We start from the raw sequence: 18,892 nt of genomic DNA, 5'->3' as shown, positions 1-18,892 counted from the left end.
ATCAAATCGCCATGCGAGGTCGCGTCGTAGAGAAGGATGTGGATCATGACTGTGGTTTTGGTGCACGGGAATCCGGAGACCGACGCGATCTGGGGCCCGCTGGTCGAGGCACTTGGCCGGGAGGGCCGTGACGACATCGTGCGGCTGTCCCCACCCGGTTTCGGCGCGCCGCTGCCGGACGGCTTCTCGGCGACGTACCTCGAATACCGCGACTGGCTCGAAGGCGAGCTGGAGAAATTCGACGGCCCGGTCGATCTGGTCGGGCACGACTGGGGCGGAGGCCATGTGCTCAATGTGGTGATGCACCGCCCCGAACTGGTACGGACCTGGGTGAGCGACGTCGTCGGGATCTTCGACCCCGAATACGTCTGGCACGACCTGGCCCAGGTGTGGCAGACCCCGGGGGCGGGCGAGGAACTCGTCGACGCCATGATGGGCGGCACCGTCGAGGACCGCACCGCCCAGTGGGCCGCGTTTCTGCCCGCCGACATCGCCGGAGCGCTGGCCGCGGCGCAGGGGCCCGAGATGGGGCGGGCGATCCTGGCGCTGTACCGCTCCGCGGCGGACACCGCAGCCGTGGCCGAGGCCGGGGGCGGACTGGAGAAGGCCCGCGCGAAACCGGGCCTGTCGGTGTTGGCGACCGAGGACACCTACGTCGGTTCCGAGGAGATCCGGCGCCGCGCCGCCGAGCGCGCCGGCGCCCGCACGGAGGTGCTCGACGGGCTGCACCACTGGTGGATGGTGCAGGACCCGGCTCGCGCCGCGGCGATGCTGACCCGGTTCTGGGCTACCAGCCCTCGGTGAGCACGCGATCGAGGGTGTCGACGTAGAAATCGGCCGACTCGGTGTCGATGCACAGCGGCGGTTTGGTCTTGAGGATGTTCTGGTGATCGCCGGTGGGCTGGATGATGACGCCGAGTTCCAGCATGCGATCGCAGATCAGCGCCGTCTCCTCGGTCGCGGGCTCCAATGTCGCGGGATCGCGGATCATCTCGACGCCGAGGTACAGCCCCACGCCGTGCACGGTGCCGATGATCGGGTGCTTGTCGGAAAGCGCCAGCAGCCGTGACTTCAGATGCGCGCCGACGCGAGACGCGTTCTCCTGCAGGCGTTCCTCGCCGAGGACATCCAGCACGGTCATGCCGAGCGCACACGACAACGGGCTGCCGCCGGTCGACGAGAAGAAGTACCCCTGGCTGCGGAACGCCTCGGCGACCGCCCGGCTGGTGACCACCGCGCCGAGCGGGTAGCCGTTGCCGGTCGACTTCGCCATCGACACGATGTCGGGCACCACGCCCTGCTGCTGGAACCCCCAGAACCATTCGCCCAGACGGCCGTAACCCACCTGGACCTCGTCGGCGACGGCGTAGCCGCCGTTGGCGCGGATGGCCGCGTACACCTTCTCGAGATACCCGTCGGGCAGGGCCATGCCGCCGGCGTTGCCGTAGACGGTCTCGCAGATGAACGCCGCCGGGGCTCGTCCGGCCGCCGCCAGTTCCTGAATCTGCGCGACGGCCTCGTCGGCGTACCGTCCGACGTCGGAGCCGCGGTACTTGCCGCGGAAGCTGTTCGGGGACTCGACGGTGTGCACCCAGTCCGGGCGCGTCTCAAGCGCGTTGGGATTGTCGGCGGTCGACGTGGACACCGCGTCGGTGCCATAGGTCCACCCGTGGTAGGCCTCGCGCATGGCCACCACGTCGGGTCGGCCTGCCGCCGCGATCGCCAGGCGCAGCGCCAGATCGCTTGCCTCCGAACCGGAGTTCACCAGGAACACGGTGTCCAGCGGATCGGGCAGCAGCGATGCGAGTCGCTCGCTGAACTCGACGACCGACGCATAGTTGAACCGTGAGTTCGTGTTGAGTTTGCGCAGTTGTCGTGCCGCGGCCTCGGCGATACGCGGATGCGCATGCCCCAGTACGGTCACGTTGTTGACCATGTCGAGGTAGCAGCGCCCACTGGTCGACATCAGGAAGTGCCGCCACCCGCGTTCGATGCGCGGCGGCTCGTCGTAGTAGTGCTCCTGAACAGGTGCGAACGCACGGTCGCGACGCGCCACCAGATCGGCATCGGTGGAATCGGTTGCCAGAGCGGGCAATCCGAAAAGGGGACGCGGGTCGACGCTCCACGCGAGCCAGCCGGGCGCCAGGCTCGGGGTCACCAACGCCGGCGCCACGGGCGCGCCGACGGGGCGCAACGCCACCTCGACGGGCCGGCCGGCCCTGGCGACGCCGAACGTATCGGCATCACCCGAAACGCCGGTCAACGTCAGCTCACAGGTGTTGCCGCGCAATGTCACCGAGTCACCGTCGCGGCTGATCTCGCCCTCGAACGGCGCGGTCAACGCGACGTCCTCGGCGCACCACATCGTGATACCGGTCGGCACGACGGCGGGTTCGTCGTGGCTCAGCGCCGGCGCGCGGGTGGGGCGAGGCTGACCGAACTGCGTCAGCACCACACGTGCACCGTCGGCCAGCGCGGCACGTGCCAGTTCGTTCTCGATGTCGGAACGCACCCAACCGCCGCGCGTGAAGGCCGAATCCAGCGTGTCGGACACCGTGCCCAGATCCAGGGTGGTGACCGCATCGGCTTCCAGTCCGGTGATCATGGGTGTCAGTGCGCCCAGTTCAGGTGCAGCACAGTCGAACCCGAGATCCGCGGTGATCAGCGCCGTCATCACGTCCAGCGGTACCGAGGTGGCAGCCTCGAACATCTGCCACTCGCCGTCGGCGTTCTCGGTGACGTACGCGTTGTCGGGATCGATCGCGGCCTGTTGCGCACCGCTGACGTTGAGCACCGCGGTCCGTAGAACCAGCAAGGGCCACAACACCATTGCCTCGTCGACCGACAGCGGGCGAACGGCATGGAACGCGCGGATGCCCGGCAGCACCGAGGTGGGCGTGGCGCCGGGATGCTGCAGGACCGACGACAGCGTGATGGCCAGTTCACCGACGGTCCAACTGTCGGTGAGGTCGCCGAAGTCGATGATGCCGTCGGGGCGGACGACGCCACCGGGTTCGTGGGACACCACCACGTTGGCGTCGGTGAGGTCCATGTGAATGGCCTGGTGCGGCAGGCTGTCTGCGAACGGTTCGATTCGCGCCCAGGCGTCGCGCGTGGTGGCTTCGAGACGGTCCCGGCGCGCCGGATCGTCGACGTGGGACGCCAGCGTCGCCACCACCTCGGCGCCGTAGCGCAGATCCCACTGCAGGATCCGGTCCAGCCCCGGATGGCTGAACTCGGCCAATGCCCTGGTCACGCGTCCCGCCAGTGCGCCCAGTTCGGCGACCGTCGAAGGGCGCAGGTACCCCCGCTGCATCAGCGCGTCCCCGGGCAAAAACCGCAGCAGGCGCACGTAGGCGGTGGCCTGCCGGGACTCGAGCAATCCGGTTACGGCCGTGCGTTTCTCGCCACGGACGTTGGGGATCGGCACGGCGATGCGCAGCGTCGGCTCGGCCGCGGCGATGAGCTCGGCGGCCAGGTCCTGGGCCTCCAACTCGGTCTCGTTGAACGCCGGGTTGGCGATCTTGAGCACGCCGACGGTCTCGTCGCCCTGCGTGACCAGGAAGTTCTTGTCCTGCTGGCTTCCCAGCGATGCGGCCTTGGCCTGCAGGCCGTAGTGCGTCGCCAGGATCTGCTCGGCCTGCGCCTCGCTGACCTGGGGTGCGGGCAATTCGGGTTCGGCCAGGAAGTTGAATCCGACCGTGCTGCGTTCGGCGCTCACCGGTTCACGAACTCCACGACGACCTGGGTGAATGCGTCGTTGTCGTCGCCTGCTGCGGTGTGCCCGGCATCGGAGAGTTCGACGAACTCCGCGGCGGGGACCTTCTCCAGGAACTCTGCGACACCTTCTGGGCTGACCACGTCGGAGAGCTTCCCACGGATCAACAGGATCGGAACAGTCAGGTTCACCGCGGCTTGTTCCAGCCGTTCGACCCGCACGAACGGGTCGTCGTGCGGCTTGCCGAGGAACGCCGGATCCCAGTGCCAGTACCAACGGCCGTCGCGTAGGCGCAGGTTCTTCTTGAGCCCTTCGGGGTTGCGCGGTCTCCTGCGATGCGGCAGGTACGCCGCGACGGCGTCGGCGGCCTCCTCCAGCGTGTCGAAGCCGTCGACGTTGCTCGCCATGAAGTCGCGGATGCGTGCGCTGCCGGACTTCTCGAAGTTGGGCACGACGTCGACGAGCACGAGTTGTGTCACGCGCTCCGGGCCGGCCTCGTGCGCCGCGAGGAGTCCCGTCAGTCCGCCCATGCTGGCGCCGATCAGCGCCACCGGACGGCTGATCTGGTACAGCACCGCCAGCACGTCGCCGCACATCGCGTCGACCGAGTAGTTCGCGCTGGGGGAGCGGTCACTGTCGCCGTGCCCGCGGGCGTCCAGCGCGATGACGTGAAATCCCTGATCGGCCAGGATCTGGCCGGTGTTCTTCCACGAGTACCGGTTCTGGCCGCCGCCGTGCAGCAACAGGACCGTGGGCCGGTCCGCGGCCCGCTCGGCGCCCTTGTTCCACTCGTCGCCGACGAGGGTCAGATCGTCGACACCACGGAACGCAACGGTCTGCGATTCGGTTTGTGCAGTGCTCACGGACTTCCTCTCGGCGGCCCCCCGGCGTCACGTTACCGAGGCGGGTCACCGCCTCGGACGCGAACCCGATGCTTCTGGAGGCACAGCCTCGCAGCGAATAAGCTGCGCACCCGGTACCGCCGATGACGGTGTGACCGACGCCACGTACGTTGGACCGCGCGCTCGTTTACACCAGGCGTGCGACATGTAGTGCAGGTGCAGCAGCCGAGGAGCAGAGGTATGGCAGACGACGACAGCCCTGACGCCGTCGAGTCGACTGACGCCGAAGAGGCCGAGGAGGCCCCCGAGGACGGGACCCCGGAGGTCAAAGAGCCGCTGTCGCGGGTCGCGCTGGGTGCGCGGGTGGGGATCGCGGTGGTCGTGGTGCTCGCGGTGCTGACCGGGTGGCTCGGCTACCGTGCCTATCAGTCCTACGGCGTCGAGCAGCAGCGCGAGGCGTTCCTGCAGGCCGGTCGCCAGGCCGCGACGGCACTGACCAACGTGGGCTGGGAGACCGCCGACGCCGATGTGCAACGCGTGCTGGACTCCGCGAGCGGGACGTTCTTCGACGACTTCCAGAAGCGCGCCGAGTCCTATCTCGAGGTCGTCAAGCAGGTGCAGTCGAAATCCGAGGGCACCATCACCAGTTCGGCGCTGGAGTCCGTCGACGACAACACGGCCAAGGTGCTGGTCTCGGTGACGGTGAAGTCGACCAACGCGGGTGTGCCGGAGCAGGCGCCCCAGTTCTGGCGCATGCGGCTGACCGTCGAGGAGAACGCCGGGCAGGCAAAGGTTTCCGATGTGGAGTTCATCGAATGAGCGGTAGGCACAGTTTCCGGGCGTTCACGCAGGCCGAGAAGGAGCGCCCCGAAGAAGAGACCGCCGAGCAGACCGTCGAGGCCACCGAAGAGGCTGGGCTCACCGAGCCCGCCGAGGATGCCACCTCGAGCGATGACGTGACGCCGGAGGCCGAAGAGACCACCGAAGAGTCACCCGAGCCGGACCCCGAACCCGCGCGCACCATCGCGTGGTCGCGCGTGCTGGTGTTCGCCGTGATCCCGGCCGTCGCGCTGCTCTTGGCCGCGGGGTCGGCGTTCCTGAAGTGGCAGATCGCCTGGAACGCCGAAAGTGACACGGCAAGAACCGAATCGGTGCAGGCCGCCAAGGACATCACCGTCGAGATGCTGTCGTACGAGCCGGACACCGTCGAAGCGCATCTCAACGAGGCGCTGAACCGGCTCACCGGCAACTTCCGCGACAGTTACACCACGCTGGTCAACACCCGGGTCATCCCGGTCGCGACCACGCAGCGCGTCACCGCGAACGCCGACGTGCCCGCGATCGGCGTCGCATCGGCGTCGCCGGACCGCGTCGAACTGGTGCTGTTCGTCAATCAACTGGTGGCCGTGGGAGATCAGGCGCCGCAGAAGACCACGTCGACCGTTCGCGCGACGATGGTGCGCGAGGACGGGCAGTGGTTGATGTCGGAGTTCGAACCGGTGAAACCGTGACCGGCCCGGCCGGGGGAGTGTGACGCGTGGCCCGCTTGGCGGCCGTGGACGCGCAGACCTGGTGGATGTCGGCGAAGCTTCCGAACGACCAGTTCCTGCTGTACGGATTCGACGGCGACACAGGTGATCTGGACGCGGCGCTCGACGAGGTACGGGCCCGCGCGCGACGCTGCCCCGATCTCGCGTTGCGGATCAGTGACGGCGTCAGGCTGGTGTATCCGGCGTGGGTGCCGGGCCCGGTCACCGACGGTCAGTTCGTCGTCCACGATCTCGGTGCGCCGACGTGGAACGAATGTCTCGACGCGATCAGCGCGCTGGCCGACGATCAACTCGACGCGACCACCGCCACGTGGCGGCTGCATGTCTACCCGCACGTGCGCGACATGCCGCGCAACGACAACACCGGTGTCGTGGTTGTGCTGCAGATCGCGCACGCCCTGGCCGACGGGATCCGCTCGTCGGCGTTGGCCGCCAGGCTGTTCGGACGCGAGACAATCCTGGACCCGATCCCGGCCAGCAGGTTCCCGACGGCGGCGCTGCCGGTGCGTGCGGTGCGGGCCGCGCGTGCGCACCGGAGACTCGTCGCCGACGAGGCATGGGGCGAGGTGCCGCCGCAGGCACCCGCGCGTCCCGTACTTCGCAGCAACTCCGCACCCGACGGGCACCGTTGGATACGCACGATCGTGCGAACCCGGGACCAGATCTCCGGCCCGACCGTCACGGTCGGTGTCCTGAGCGCGATCTCGACCGCGCTCAGTGCCCACCTGCGCGAACTGGGCGACGACCCGGCCTACCTGGGCGCGGAGGTCCCGATGGCGAAAGCCGGTCCACGACGGGCCCGCAACCACTTCGGCAACGTCGGTATCGGCCTGTATCCCGACCTGGGGCATGTCGAGCGCATCGAACACATCGTGGAGGACTTCGCGCAGCGCCGCGTCCGTGCCGCGCATCCGGCGATGATCGCGGCCAGTCGGGCGTTCGCCGCGACACCGGCCCCGCTGTTGCGTTGGGGCGTCGCACAATTCGACCCGACGCTGCGTTCGCCCGTGGCGACCGGCAACACCGTGGTGTCCAGCGTCAACCGTGGCGCGGCGGATTTGCGCTTCGGTTCGGCCAGGGTGGCGGTGACGGCAGGCTACCCGGCGTTGTCGCCCATGATGGGCCTGACACACGGCGTGCACGGCATCGGCGACACGGTCGCGGTGAGCGTGCACACCGCCGCATCCGCGATCGGCGGCGAGGACGCCCTGGCGGCGTATGTCGAGCGGTTGGCCAAGGCGCTCGACGGTTAACCCCGTTGCAGCGCAGCGATACCGGAGTCCAGCGCGGCCTCCAGGTAGCTCAGGTCGCCCGTCACCAGCATGACGTTCACGCCACCCTGGATGCCGGCCAGCAGCGCGGCGGCCATACGCTCGGCGTCCAGGTCCGCGGTGATCTCGCCGTGCCCCTGCATGTGCCGGATGCCTGTGGTGATCTCGTCGTGCCATTGGCGCAGCAGGGCTCTCGAGACGGCCTGCGCGCCGGGGGTGCTGCGGCCCAGCTCTGACATCAGCGTGCTGAGCGGACAGTGCTGTCCCTGGCGGCGGTAACGGTCGACGACGGCGTCGCGCCAGCGCCGCCACGACGTCCATGACGTCAGATCGCCCAGGTAGGGCTGTTGGTCAGCGAGGACCTGTTGTGCCTCGTGCTCGGCCACGGCGAGCATCAGCTGATCCTTGCCGCCCGGAAAGTAGTGGAAGAGCTGGCTCTTGGACGTTCCCGTGCGGGCACGGATGTCGTCGAGCGTGGTGTCGGCGACGCCGCGGCTGTGGATCTCGGCTGCGGCGCCCTCGATGATGCGCCGCCGGGTCGCTGCCCCCTTGGGGGTGAGTTTTTGGACTTGCTGGTCCATTTTTTGAACAGTACACCTGGACGCATGAACAACCACAGCACGCGGCTGGAAGGCCGCACCGCCCTGGTCACAGGGGCAACCGGCGGCCTCGGGGTCGCCATCGCATCGTCGCTGGCAGCCAACGGCGCGCACGTCGTCATCACCGGCCGCGACGCCGCGCGTGGCGACGCCGTCGTCGCCGGCATCCGCAGCGCGGGCGGGCGGGTCGATCTCGTCGCCGCCGACCTGGCGGCCGGCGAGGACGAGGTTCGCCGGCTTGCCCGGCGGGCCGTCGAGGTGGCCGGTGGGCACATCGACATCCTGGTGAACAACGCCGGGTTGTGGGGCATGCCCGAGGCCACGTCCGCGGTCTCGGAGCCGGATCTGCTTGCGTCCTTCCGCACCAACGTCATCGCCCCGTTCCTGCTCACCGGTGCGCTGGCGCCCGCGATGGCCGAACGCGGCCATGGTGCCGTGGTCAACGTCGGATCGATCACGGGCTTCATCGGGGGCGACAGGGCGGCGCTGTATTCGTCGACGAAGGCCGCTGTGCACTCGCTGACCAAATCGTGGGCGGTCGAATACGGCCCGCAGGGCGTGCGCGTGAACGCGGTGGCGCCGGGACCGATCGCCACCGAGCGGGTGCTGGAGGCTGCCGACCATGTGTCCGGGGTGCTCGCCCGCATACCGTCGCGGCGGATGAGCACGCCCGAGGAAGTTGCCGCCGCGGTGGTGTTCCTGGCCGGTGACGAGGCCGCCAACATCCACGGTGCCATCCTCAGTGTGGACGGGGGGTGGGCAGCCGCGTGACAGATGGCTTAGATTTCGTCACATGGCGGAAAGTGCGTTCGACACTGCGATCCTGATCCTGCGCGTGGTTCTCGGCCTCACCATGGCAGCTCACGGCTACAACAAGTTCTTCGGCGGCGGCCGCATCCCCGGCACCGCGGGCTGGTTCGACAGCATCGGCATGAAGCCCGGTATGTTCCACGCCCGCGTGGCGGCCACCACCGAGATCGCCGCAGGCCTCGGTCTGGCGGTGGGCCTGCTGACGCCGATTCCCGCGGCGGGTTTCGTCGCGCTGATGCTCGTCGCGGCGTGGACCGTGCACCGGGCCAACGGCTTCTTCATCGTCAAGGAGGGCTGGGAGTACAACCTGATCCTCGCGGTCGCCGCGATCGCGATCGCCGGGACCGGGGCGGGCCGCTTCAGCCTGGATCACCTGCTGTTCTCCGGCACCGGTTTCTACGACTACCTGTACGGCTGGTGGGGGCTCGCGATCGCGGTGGTACTCGGTCTGGCCGGCGGAATCGGCCAGTTGGCGATCTTCTACCGCCCACCGGCCGAGACCGGCTGACAGGCGACTAGAACACGTTCTAATCTGGCCCGCATGGGCTTTCTCAAGCAGACCGCTCCGCAAGTCGACTTCGAGGAGTGGAGCAAGGGCACTCGCGCCGAGAAGATCCGGCCGATGGCCCGCCACTGGGCCGAGGTCGGGTTCGGCACCCCGGTCGCGCTGCATCTGTTCTACGTCGTGAAGATCTGCCTGTACGTCCTGGGCGCGTGGCTCGTGGTGCTGAGCACGCGCGGCATCGACGGTTTCACCGCGGTCGCCGACTGGTGGACCGAACCGATCGTGTTCGAGAAGGTCGTGCTCTACACCATGCTGTACGAGGTCGTGGGACTAGGCTGCGGCTTCGGCCCGCTCAACAACCGGTTTTTCCCGCCGATGGGGTCGATCCTGTACTGGTTGCGGCCGAAGACCATTCGCCTGCCCCCGTGGCCCGACCGCGTGCCGCTGACCAAGGGTGACACCCGCACGGTGTTCGACGCGGTGCTGTACGGCGCGCTGCTCGTGGTGCTGCTGATCGCGATCTTCTCCGACGGTACGGGGCCGCTGCCCGCACTCGGCACCGAGATCGGCGTGCTGCCGATGTGGCAGATCGCCGCGGTGCTGGTGCTTCTCGCGGTGCTCGGTCTGCGCGACAAGGTCATCTTCCTGGCCGCGCGCGGCGAGGTGTACGCGTCGTTCACGGTCGCGTTCCTGTTCGCCGGTCACGGCGTCGACGCGATCCTGGCCGCCAAGCTGGTGTGCATGGTGATCTGGCTGGGCGCGGCCACCTCCAAGCTCAACAAACACTTCCCGTTCGTCATCTCGACGATGATGAGCAACAACCCGGTGCTGCGGCCACGGTTCATCAAACGCAAGTTCTTCGAACACTTCCCGGATGATCTACGGCCCGGCCGCCCCTCGCGCTGGCTCGCGCACGTCAGCACCGCGATCGAGATGCTGGTGCCGCTGGCGCTGTTCTTCTCCCACGGCGGATGGCCCACCGCGCTCGCGGCGACCGTGATGATCTGCTTCCACTTCGGCATCCTCAGTGCCATCCCCATGGGCGTGCCGCTGGAGTGGAACGTGTTCATGATCTTCTGCGTGGCAACGTTGTTCGTCGGGCACGCCGACGTCGGCATCACCGACCTGAGCACGCCGCTGCCGCTGCTGCTGTTGGCGGTGCTGGTCACCACGGTGACGCTGGGAAACCTCTTCCCGCGCAAGATCTCGTTCCTGCCCGGCATGCGCTACTACGCCGGCAACTGGGACACCTCGCTGTGGTGCGTCAAGCCGTCGGCCGCGGAGAAGATCGAGAAGAACATCGTCGCGATCGCCAGCATGCCCGCGGCGCAGATGGAGCGGTACTACGGCAGCCCCGAGACTGCCCAGATGTATCTGTACATGGGATATGCGTTCCGCGGGTTCAACTCTCACGGCCGCGCGCTGTTCACGCTCGCGCACCGCGCGATGGCGGGCCACGACGAGGGCGAGTACGTGCTGACCGACGGCGAGCGGATCGTCTCGACCGCGATCGGCTGGAACTTCGGCGACGGGCACATGAGCAACGAACAACTCGTCGACGCACTGCAGAAACGGTGCCACTTCGAACCCGGTGAGGTGCGGATCGTCATGCTCGATGCCCAGCCGATCCAGCGCCAGACCCAGAACTACCGCCTGGTCGACGCGGCCACGGGCGAGTTCGAGCGCGGCTACGTCAAGGTCGCCGACATGGTGACACGGCAACCGTGGGACGACGACGTGCCGGTCCACGGCGTGCACAGTCTCTCCGGCGAACGACGTGAACACGCCTGAGCCCGTTGCGGTGTGGCTGGACGGCTCCGGGCGGCTGATGAGCGACCTGGGCAGCGTGGACACGGGGTGTCACGTGGCCGTGCGCGCCCACCACTGCCCGCAGCGGGAGAGATGCGTGCTCGCGTACCGGGCGCCCGGCCCGCGACTGCTCTACGGCGAGTTGATGTCCGACCTGGACGACGAGGCCGGTGTGTACCTGGAGACCCACGCCAAACACCTTGCCCCCGACCTCATCTCGCTGTCGGTCGACCACGTCGGCGCCGACGGCCCGCCGGGCAGCTGGCGCTACCGCCTGCTGCCCATGCGGTGGAAGACCTCCGACGGGTGGCGCGACACCGACGCGCGCCTCGCGGTCTGGCCCGACTAGCCCATCACATCCCGCACCTTCACCGACTCCAACCCCTGCAACATCAGGGCCCGGGCGGTGTCGAGGTGCGTGCGCCAGTGGGCCTCGGCGGCATCGCCGTCACCCGAGCGCATGATCTGCATGAGCTTGCGGTAGGACCGCATGAGCTTGTCGTAGTCGGACTTGGAGACCGGCCGGTGCTCGCGGAACAGGAACTGGTGATGGCGCACCGTGATCTCGTGCAGCATGCCGGCAATGATGCCGAGGGTGGCGTTGCCCGACAGTTCCACGACGCGGCGGTGGAAGTCGCCCGTGGTCTCGGCCAGCCGGTCGGACTGCCAGTCGCTGGGAATGTGCTCTTCGAGCATGCGGTCGAGTTCGGCGAACTGCTCCTCGGTGCCGTTCTCGGCGAGCAGGCGCGCGGCCATCGGTTCGATCGCCGAGCGGGCGACGAGCAGGTCGGCGATGTCGGCCCCGGACAGTTCGAGCAGCAGACCCGCGGGGCGCGCGACGATCTCCGGGCCGGGTACCCGCACGCGGGCTCCCGTGCGCGACCCGCGGCGCACCTCGACCAGGCGCTCCGACTCCAGGACGCGCACGGCCTCGCGCAGCGTCGGGCGGCTCACGCCGAAATGGCTCATGAGCTCGGCCTCGTTGGGGAGGAAGTCGCCGTCCTTGAGCTGACCCTCCACCACCATGCGGCGTAGAGTGCCCGCGACGAGTTCAGCGGTCTTGGGTGACCGGACGGCGGCCCGAGGCGTTATCGCATCAGGCCCGATCATCGGCGCCAGCGGTGTGGATCCGGCCACAACTAACTCCCTGCAGGTGATACTCGACGTGGCCGGGCAGGCCAGCTATACAACTCAGTAAACCATCTATCGGCGTGGCGGAGTTCCCAGCGAACTCGACCAACCAGTAGGTTGACCTAGTAAACCTACTCGTCTAGTTTCGACCACAGCGCCCATTCGGGTTACAGCTACCCATCTTCGAAGGAGAAGTCATGGCTGAAGCCGTCATCGTCGAGGCCGTCCGCTCGCCTGTCGGCAAGCGCAACGGCGCGTTGTCGGGAATCCACCCCGCCGAGCTGTCCGCCCAGGTCCTCAACGGCCTGGTGGAGCGCGCGGGGGTCGATCCGGCACTGGTCGACGACGTCATCTGGGGCTGCGTCATGCAGGCCGGTGAACAGGCCCTCGACATCGCGCGCACCGCGGTGCTGAGCGCCGGCTGGCCCGAGACGGTCCCGGGTGTCACCGTGGACCGCCAGTGCGGCTCCAGCCAGCAGTCGCTGCACTTCGCCGTCGCCGGTGTCGTCGCGGGTCACTACGACGTCGTCGTCGCCGGTGGTGTCGAGTCGATGTCGCGCACCCCGATGGGCTCGTCGCTGGCCAACGGCGGCAACCCCTACGGCGAGTCGTTCAAGGCGCGCTACGACAAGACCCCGAACCAGGGCATCGGCGCCGAGATGATCGCCGAGCAGTGGGGCTTCAGCCGCACCCAGCTCGACGAGTTCTCGCTGCGCTCGCACGAGAAGGCCGCCGCGGCCCAGGATTCGGGCGCGTTCTCCGACCAGATCGTGGGCATCAAGACCAAGGACGCCGACGGCAACGACACCGTCGTGCTCGAGGACGGCGGCATCCGCCGCGGCGGCACCATCGAGGCGATGGCCGGCATCAAGCCCGCCTTCAAGGAGGACGGCGTGATCCACGCCGGTAACTCCAGCCAGATCTCCGACGGTTCGGCCGCCCTGCTGATCACCTCGGCCGAGAAGGCCAAGGAGCTCGGTCTCAAGCCGATCGCCAAGGTGCACACCGCGGTTCTCGCGGGCGCCGATCCGGTCATCATGCTGACCGCGCCGATCCCCGCCACGCAGAAGGCGCTGAAGAAGTCGGGCCTGAGCCTCGACCAGATCGGTGCGTTCGAGGTCAACGAGGCGTTCGCGCCCGTTCCGATGGCCTGGCTCAAGGACATCGGTGCCGACGAGAAGAAGCTGAACCCCAACGGCGGCGCCATCGCCCTGGGTCACCCGCTCGGCGGTTCGGGTGCGCGCATCCTGACGACGCTGCTGTACCACATGCGCGACAACAACATTCAGTACGGCCTGCAGACCATGTGCGAGGGTGGCGGCCAGGCCAACGCGACCATCCTGGAGCTTCTGTGACCGAAACCGCGCCGGGCGCTCTCACCGAGCGCAGAGGCAATGTCCTGCTCATCACCATCAACCGGCCCGAGGCGCGCAACGCCATCAACTCGTCGGTGAGCCAGGCCGTCGGCGACGCGCTGGCCGAAGCGCAGAACGACCCCGAGGTTCGCGCAGTGGTCCTCACCGGTGCGGGTGACAAGTCGTTCTGCGCCGGTGCGGACCTCAAGGCGATCTCGCGTGGGGAGAACCTCTTCCACCCCGAGCATCCCGAGTACGGATTCGCAGGCTACGTCAGCCATTTCATCGACAAGCCGACCATCGCCGCGGTCAACGGCACCGCTCTCGGTGGCGGCACCGAACTGGCGCTGGCCAGTGATCTGGTGGTCGCCGAGGAGCGTGCGATGTTCGGTCTGCCCGAGGTCAAGCGTGGCCTGATCGCCGGTGCCGGAGGCGTTTTCCGCATCATCGAGCAGCTGCCGCGCAAGGTGGCGCTGGAGTTGGTGTACACCGGTGACCCGATCAGCGCCGCCGACGCGCTGAAGTGGGGCCTGATCAACCAGGTGGTGCCCGACGGCACCGTCGTCGACGCGGCTCTGGCTCTCGCGGAACGCATCACGTGCAACGCACCGCTGGCCGTGCAGGCCAGCAAGCGCGTCGCCTACGGCGCCGAGGAGGGCACGGTGCCCGCCGAGCAGCCGTCGTGGAAGCGCACGAACCGCGAGTTCGTCACGCTGCTGAAAACCGAAGATGCCATGGAAGGTCCGCTGGCTTTCGCGCAGAAGCGCCAGCCCGTTTGGAAGGCCAAGTAACGCAAGTGAAGCGACTCATCTACAACGAAGAGCACGAGGCGTTCCGCCAGACCGTCAAGGAGTACATCGAGCGTGAGCTCGTCCCGCACTCCGAGAAGTGGGAGGCCGAGCGCATCGTCGACCGGTCCGCGTACACGGCGGCCGGTAAGTACGGCCTCATCGGGTTCAACATGCCCGAGGAGTTCGGCGGCGGCGGGTCCGACGACTTCCGGTTCAACGCGATCATCGACGAGGAGATCGCCAAGTCCGGTGTGCACGGTCCGGCGCTGAGCCTGCACAACGACGTCGTGGGCCCGTACTTCAAGGAACTGGCCAACGACGAGCAGCGGCGGCGCTGGCTGCCCGGCATCACCAGCGGCGAGCTCATCATCGCGATCGCGATGACCGAGCCCGGCGCGGGCAGCGACCTGGCGGGCATCCGCACCTCGGCGGTGCGCGACGGTGACGACTGGATCATCAACGGCTCCAAGACGTTCATCTCGTCGGGCATCAACTGCGACCTGTGCGTCGTGGTGGCCCGCACCGATCCCGAGGCCGGCCACAAGGGCTTCTCGCTGTTCGTGGTCGAGCGGGGCATGGAGGGCTTCACCCGCGGTCGCAAGCTCGACAAGATGGGCCTGCACAGCCAGGACACCTCGGAGCTGCACTTCGAGAATGTCCGTGTGCCGCATGCCAACCTGCTGGGCAAGGAAGGTCGCGGGTTCTACCACCTGATGACCAACCTGCCGTCGGAGCGCCTCTCGATCGCCATCTCGGCCATCGCCGGTGCGCGCGCGGTGTTCGACGAGACGCTGCAGTACTGCAAGGACCGCAAGGCCTTCGGCCAGCCGATCGGCAGCTTCCAGCACAACCGGTTCCTGCTCGCCGAGATGGAGACCGAGCTCGAGGTCACCGAGAACTACATCGACCGCTGCCTGCAGGGTGTCGTCGACGGTGAGCTCACCGCGGTCGAGGCCGCCAAGGCCAAGTGGTGGGCGACCGAGACCGCCAAGAAGATCGTCGACAACTGCGTGCAGTTGCACGGCGGTTACGGCTACATGATGGAGTACCGCGTGGCCCGCGCCTACGTCGACGGACGCATCCAGACGATCTTCGGTGGCACCACCGAGATCATGAAGGAGATCATCGGCCGCGACCTGGGTGTCTAGCGTCTGGCCGCGACCAAATACAGAACTGCCCCTTTTCCGCTCGGAAAAGGGGCAGTTCTGTTGCTGCAGAAGAAAGATCAGCCGATCGGGGCGTCGGCCGCGGGCATCGCCTCGGGGGTCTCCGCCGACTCCGGGGCCTCGGCGGGCGCCGGCTCGGTGGTCTCCGTGGTGGTCGTCGGCGTGGTGGAGGTACCCGACACCGTAGGGGTCAGCGCCTCCGGCGGGTTGTTCGGGTCCAGCACGGTGTCGATCAGGTAGATGCGGGCGTTCTGGGCGTGGATCGCGCCACAGACGAGCTTGGCGGTGTCGTTGACCTCGATGTCGCCGCCCTTGCCGGTCACCTTGATCTCGGCGCCCTGCTGGGTGGGGCGCTGTCCCTTGACGTCATCGTTGCCGAGCAGGCCGAGGAACGCGTGGTAGTAGTCGAGGCTCGTCAGCGCGGCCGGATCGGCGGCGATCGCGTCCAGCTGGCCCGGGGCGAGCTTCGCGAACGCCTCGTTGGTGGGCGCGAACACCACGTACGGGCCGTTGTCGAGCACCGGGTCGATGTTGACCGCGGGGTTCAGGCCACCCGACACCGCGGCGTTGAACGTGCTGATCTCGGGGATGGCGGCGAGGGCCTGGCTGACCGGCACGTCGTTGAGCGCCTTCCAGGACGGCACGGCCTTCTTGAAGTCGTCGCAGCCGGGTCCCTGCGGATCGGGGATCTCGACCGTCGGCTCTGCCTCGGTGGTGGTCTCCGGCTCGGCGTAAGCCGTGACTGCCAGTGGCAGAGACGTGGCGATCGCGGCGATTGCCGCGGCAGCCCCCAATGTCTTGGTACGCGTGTGCATGCTGGGTTTTCCTCCCGCTCAGGCCGGCCAGTTCGTTCGGTTGCCGGTGACGCGCGCCGAATCGGTCGGAACGCGAGCACCCGCAAGCGCAAATGCTTCGGCGTTCCCCGCGGCGCCGCATCGGATCGTAAAGGCTTCGTAACGGTTACGGCAAAGCAGACGTCTCTACCGAGTCCGCTTCTTCACTGCTGACCTGCGATTTCCCGATGGAGGCAGAGAACACCGCGGCGATGAAGCACAGCCCGGCCGCCAGGTAGAAGGCCATGTCGTAGTTACCGTTGAGGTCGCGCAGCCAGCCCGCGCCCGCGGCCGCAATAGCGGCGCCCACCTGGTGCGATGCGAACACCCAGCCGAACACCACGGGCGAGCGCGTGCCGAAGAAATCCCGGCACAGCACGATGGTCGGCGGGACTGTGGCCACCCAGTCCAGCCCGTAGAACACCACGAACACCCATGTGCTCGGTTCGGCCTGCGGCGAAAGAAGTGACGGCAACAACAGCAGGGAGACCCCGCGGCCGGCGTAGTAGACGAGCAACAGCACGCGCGGATCGACGCGGTCGGTGAGCCAACCCGAGAACACCGTGCCCGCGACGTCGAGGATGCCGATCGTGGCGAGCAGGCCCGCGGCGACGGTCGTCGGCATGCCGTGGTCGTTGGCCGCGGGGATGAAGTGCGTCGCGATCAGGCCGTTGGTGGTCATACCGCAGATCGCGAAGCTCGCCGCCAGCAGCCAGAAGGCGCGTGAGCGCGCCCCGAGGCGCAGCCCGTCGAACGCGGCCGCGAAGCTGCTCGCGGGCACCACCGGTGCGGCTGCCTGGGCCTCCCCGGCGCCGTAGGGCGCCAGGCCCTTGTCGGCGGGGTAGTTGCGCATGAACACCGCGACGAGCGGGACGACGGCCAGCGCGGCCGCCGCGACGATGAGCGAGGCCCAGCGCCAGCCGTGGTGCGTGGTCACCGCGGCCACGATCGGCAGGAAGATGAGCTGCCCGGTCGCGCTCGCGGCCGTGAGCACACCCGTGACCAGGCCGCGGCGCTGCTCGAACCAGCGCGTCGCGATCGTCGCGACGAACCCCATCGAGATCGATCCGGTGCCGATACCCACCAGCACGCCCCACAGCAGCACCAGCTGCCAGCTGGCGGTCATGGTGATGCTCAGCGCCGAGCCGGTGGTGATCAGCAACAGCGACACGGTCAGCACGGGCCGGACGCCGAAGCGGTCCATGAGCGCCGCGGCGAACGGCGCGGTGAGGCCGTACAACATCATGTTGACCGACATCGCGAGCCCGACGGTGCCGTGCGTCCACCCGAACTCGTGATGCAGAGGGTTCATCATCACGCCGGGGATGGACCGGAAGCCGGCAGCGCCCAGGATCGCCACGAAACTCACCGCCGCGACCACCCACGCCCAGTGGATGCGTTGGGCTTTCTGTCCGGCGGTTCGGCCGATGTCCGTGCTCACCCGATCACCTTGACCGACCGTGCCCGCCCGGGCCAAGTGGCATGAACGCCATCATTCGTCAAAAACATGCCATACTGCCGACGTGCACCGCGTCGCCGTCCTCCTCATCCCTCCGGTGATCGCCTTCGACGCGACCATCGCGCCGATGCTGTTCGGCTACGCGACCGACGCCGACGGCAACCCCCTGTACGAGGTCGTGACGTGCGGCGTCGACGGCGAACCCGTGCACTCCACCAACGGGTTCGCGATCGTCCCCGCCGCAGGCCCCGAGGCGCTCGCGAGCGCGGACACCGTCGTCGTGCCCGGCACCACTTATGCGGCCGCCCGGCAGGACGGCGTGCTCGAGGAGGACGTGTCGGCCGCGCTGGCGAGGATTCCCGCGGGTACCCGGCTGGTCTCGATCTGCACCGGAGCGTTCGTGCTCGCGGCCGCGGGCCTGCTCGACGGCAGGCCGGCCACCACGCACTGGCGCTGGGCCGATGAGCTGCGGCGCCTTCATCCGAAGATCGCGGTCGACGAGAACGTGCTGTTCGTCGACGACGGGGATCTGCTCACCTCGGCGGGGCTCGCGGCGGGAATCGACCTGTGCCTGCACATCATCCGGACCGATCACGGTGCCGGGGTGGCCAACGCGGTGGCGCGCTACTGCGTCGTGCCGCCATGGCGTGAGGGCGGGCAGGCGCAGTTCATCGACCGCAGACTCCCTGAGCCCGAGCAGGCCACCACATCCACGGCCGGGACGCGTGAATGGGCGCTCGACCGGCTGCACGAGGAACTCACCGTCGAGCGACTCGCCCGCCACGCGCACATGAGCGCCCGCACGTTCAGCCGCAGGTTCGCCGAGGAGACCGGGCAGTCACCCGGGACGTGGATCCGCAACCGGCGCATCGACTACGCGCGGGAACTGCTGGAGTCCCACGACCTTCCGATCGACGAGGTGGCCCGGCTCTCGGGACTGGGCACCGCGGGCAACCTGCGCCACCATCTGCGCCGCGGGCTCGGGATGTCGCCGTCGAGTTACCGCAAGGTCTACCAGGGCACCTGACCGCCGCGTCGGGTGTCTACCATTGC

18 protein-coding genes are annotated in these 18,892 nt (G+C 68.3%); 12 read left to right on the top strand and 6 right to left on the bottom strand.

What is annotated here, in order from left to right:
• Positions 1-45 precede the first annotated feature (45 nt).
• Positions 46-804, top strand: coding sequence for an alpha/beta fold hydrolase (locus tag AT701_RS25470; protein WP_011730386.1), 759 nt, complete (start codon positions 46-48; stop codon positions 802-804).
• On the opposite strand, the gene AT701_RS25465 is transcribed toward AT701_RS25470, so the two are convergent.
• Positions 788-3,721 carry an aminotransferase gene (locus tag AT701_RS25465; protein WP_011730385.1) on the bottom strand — a complete coding sequence of 978 codons (2,934 nt, stop codon included), beginning with the start codon at positions 3,719-3,721 and terminating at the stop codon, positions 788-790. The genes AT701_RS25470 and AT701_RS25465 overlap by 17 nt on opposite strands.
• Positions 3,718-4,581 (bottom strand): alpha/beta fold hydrolase, encoded by an 864-nt coding sequence (locus tag AT701_RS25460; protein ID WP_011730384.1) that lies wholly within the window; start codon positions 4,579-4,581, stop codon positions 3,718-3,720. Before AT701_RS25460 ends, AT701_RS25465 begins: the two co-directional genes overlap by 4 nt.
• 219 nt (positions 4,582-4,800) lie before the next feature.
• Here AT701_RS25460 and AT701_RS25455 point away from each other — a divergent pair, with 219 nt between their 5' ends.
• Genes AT701_RS25455 through AT701_RS25445 form a run of 3 tightly spaced genes read left to right on the top strand, consistent with a single transcriptional unit; the run spans position 4,801 to position 7,363 of the window.
• Complete coding sequence (locus AT701_RS25455; protein ID WP_058126848.1) at positions 4,801-5,379, top strand: Rv1363c family protein; 579 nt, start codon at positions 4,801-4,803, stop codon at positions 5,377-5,379.
• Complete coding sequence (locus AT701_RS25450; protein WP_058126847.1) at positions 5,376-6,071, top strand: Rv1363c family protein; 696 nt, start codon at positions 5,376-5,378, stop codon at positions 6,069-6,071. The genes AT701_RS25455 and AT701_RS25450 overlap by 4 nt, the downstream gene beginning before the upstream one ends.
• Before the next feature lie 26 nt (positions 6,072-6,097).
• Entirely contained in the window at positions 6,098-7,363 is a 1,266-nt protein-coding gene (locus AT701_RS25445; protein WP_058126846.1) for a WS/DGAT/MGAT family O-acyltransferase, read from the top strand.
• On the opposite strand, the gene AT701_RS25440 is transcribed toward AT701_RS25445, so the two are convergent.
• Positions 7,360-7,962, bottom strand: coding sequence for a TetR/AcrR family transcriptional regulator (locus AT701_RS25440; protein ID WP_058126845.1), 603 nt, complete (start codon positions 7,960-7,962; stop codon positions 7,360-7,362). The two genes, AT701_RS25445 and AT701_RS25440, sit on opposite strands and share 4 nt — an antisense overlap.
• A 24-nt stretch (positions 7,963-7,986) precedes the next feature.
• Between AT701_RS25440 and AT701_RS25435 the strand changes: the two genes are divergently transcribed.
• From AT701_RS25435 to AT701_RS25420, 4 genes are read left to right on the top strand one after another with little or no spacing between them, the layout of a single operon-like run.
• Positions 7,987-8,751: an SDR family NAD(P)-dependent oxidoreductase gene (locus tag AT701_RS25435; RefSeq protein WP_011730379.1), complete on the top strand. Its 765-nt coding sequence runs from the start codon at positions 7,987-7,989 to the stop codon at positions 8,749-8,751.
• Between the two features lie 22 nt (positions 8,752-8,773).
• Complete coding sequence (locus AT701_RS25430) at positions 8,774-9,298, top strand: DoxX family protein (RefSeq protein WP_058126844.1); 525 nt, start codon at positions 8,774-8,776, stop codon at positions 9,296-9,298.
• Positions 9,299-9,331: 33 nt separating this feature from the next.
• Complete coding sequence (locus AT701_RS25425; protein WP_011730378.1) at positions 9,332-11,086, top strand: DUF3556 domain-containing protein; 1,755 nt, start codon at positions 9,332-9,334, stop codon at positions 11,084-11,086.
• The gene (locus AT701_RS25420) at positions 11,073-11,453 is read left to right on the top strand and encodes a hypothetical protein (RefSeq protein WP_058126843.1); all 381 of its coding nucleotides are present in this window, start codon (positions 11,073-11,075) and stop codon (positions 11,451-11,453) included. Before AT701_RS25425 ends, AT701_RS25420 begins: the two co-directional genes overlap by 14 nt.
• Here the strand turns inward: AT701_RS25420 and AT701_RS25415 are convergent.
• Positions 11,450-12,241: a FadR/GntR family transcriptional regulator gene (locus AT701_RS25415; RefSeq protein WP_003896602.1), complete on the bottom strand. Its 792-nt coding sequence runs from the start codon at positions 12,239-12,241 to the stop codon at positions 11,450-11,452. The genes AT701_RS25420 and AT701_RS25415 overlap by 4 nt on opposite strands.
• A 191-nt stretch (positions 12,242-12,432) precedes the next feature.
• Here AT701_RS25415 and AT701_RS25410 point away from each other — a divergent pair, with 191 nt between their 5' ends.
• Genes AT701_RS25410 through AT701_RS25400 form a run of 3 tightly spaced genes read left to right on the top strand, consistent with a single transcriptional unit; the run spans position 12,433 to position 15,529 of the window.
• Entirely contained in the window at positions 12,433-13,590 is a 1,158-nt protein-coding gene (locus AT701_RS25410) for a thiolase family protein (protein ID WP_058126842.1), read from the top strand.
• A complete protein-coding gene (locus AT701_RS25405) occupies positions 13,587-14,381 on the top strand; it encodes a crotonase/enoyl-CoA hydratase family protein (RefSeq protein ID WP_011730375.1) in 795 nt (264 codons plus the stop codon). Before AT701_RS25410 ends, AT701_RS25405 begins: the two co-directional genes overlap by 4 nt.
• Before the next feature lie 5 nt (positions 14,382-14,386).
• Entirely contained in the window at positions 14,387-15,529 is a 1,143-nt protein-coding gene (locus AT701_RS25400; protein WP_003896599.1) for an acyl-CoA dehydrogenase family protein, read from the top strand.
• A 77-nt stretch (positions 15,530-15,606) separates the two neighbouring features.
• On the opposite strand, the gene AT701_RS25395 is transcribed toward AT701_RS25400, so the two are convergent.
• A complete protein-coding gene (locus tag AT701_RS25395) occupies positions 15,607-16,362 on the bottom strand; it encodes a fasciclin domain-containing protein (RefSeq protein ID WP_003896598.1) in 756 nt (251 codons plus the stop codon).
• A 145-nt stretch (positions 16,363-16,507) separates the two neighbouring features.
• On the bottom strand, positions 16,508-17,821 hold the full coding sequence (locus AT701_RS25385; RefSeq protein ID WP_058127726.1) for an MFS transporter: 1,314 nt from the start codon (positions 17,819-17,821) through the stop codon (positions 16,508-16,510).
• A gap of 82 nt (positions 17,822-17,903) precedes the next feature.
• Between AT701_RS25385 and AT701_RS25380 the strand changes: the two genes are divergently transcribed.
• Complete coding sequence (locus AT701_RS25380) at positions 17,904-18,866, top strand: GlxA family transcriptional regulator (protein WP_011730373.1); 963 nt, start codon at positions 17,904-17,906, stop codon at positions 18,864-18,866.
• Positions 18,867-18,892 lie beyond the last annotated feature (26 nt).

This window comes from Mycolicibacterium smegmatis (genome assembly GCF_001457595.1).
Taxonomy (GTDB): Bacteria; Actinomycetota; Actinomycetes; order Mycobacteriales; family Mycobacteriaceae; genus Mycobacterium; species Mycobacterium smegmatis.
This window is presented reverse-complemented; position numbering and strand designations above follow the sequence as displayed.

Bases quoted from the DNA above. Each gene is read 5' to 3' on its own strand.
- AT701_RS25455 (WP_058126848.1), top strand. From the start codon at position 4,801: ATGGCAGACGACGACAGCCCTGACGCCGTCGAGTCGACTGACGCCGAA.
- AT701_RS25395 (WP_003896598.1), bottom strand. From the start codon at position 16,362: ATGCACACGCGTACCAAGACATTGGGGGCTGCCGCGGCAATCGCCGCG.
- AT701_RS25410 (WP_058126842.1), top strand. From the start codon at position 12,433: ATGGCTGAAGCCGTCATCGTCGAGGCCGTCCGCTCGCCTGTCGGCAAG.
- AT701_RS25470 (WP_011730386.1), top strand. From the start codon at position 46: ATGACTGTGGTTTTGGTGCACGGGAATCCGGAGACCGACGCGATCTGG.
- AT701_RS25435 (WP_011730379.1), top strand. From the start codon at position 7,987: ATGAACAACCACAGCACGCGGCTGGAAGGCCGCACCGCCCTGGTCACA.
- AT701_RS25440 (WP_058126845.1), bottom strand. From the start codon at position 7,962: ATGGACCAGCAAGTCCAAAAACTCACCCCCAAGGGGGCAGCGACCCGG.
- AT701_RS25425 (WP_011730378.1), top strand. From the start codon at position 9,332: ATGGGCTTTCTCAAGCAGACCGCTCCGCAAGTCGACTTCGAGGAGTGG.
- AT701_RS25430 (WP_058126844.1), top strand. From the start codon at position 8,774: ATGGCGGAAAGTGCGTTCGACACTGCGATCCTGATCCTGCGCGTGGTT.
- AT701_RS25450 (WP_058126847.1), top strand. From the start codon at position 5,376: ATGAGCGGTAGGCACAGTTTCCGGGCGTTCACGCAGGCCGAGAAGGAG.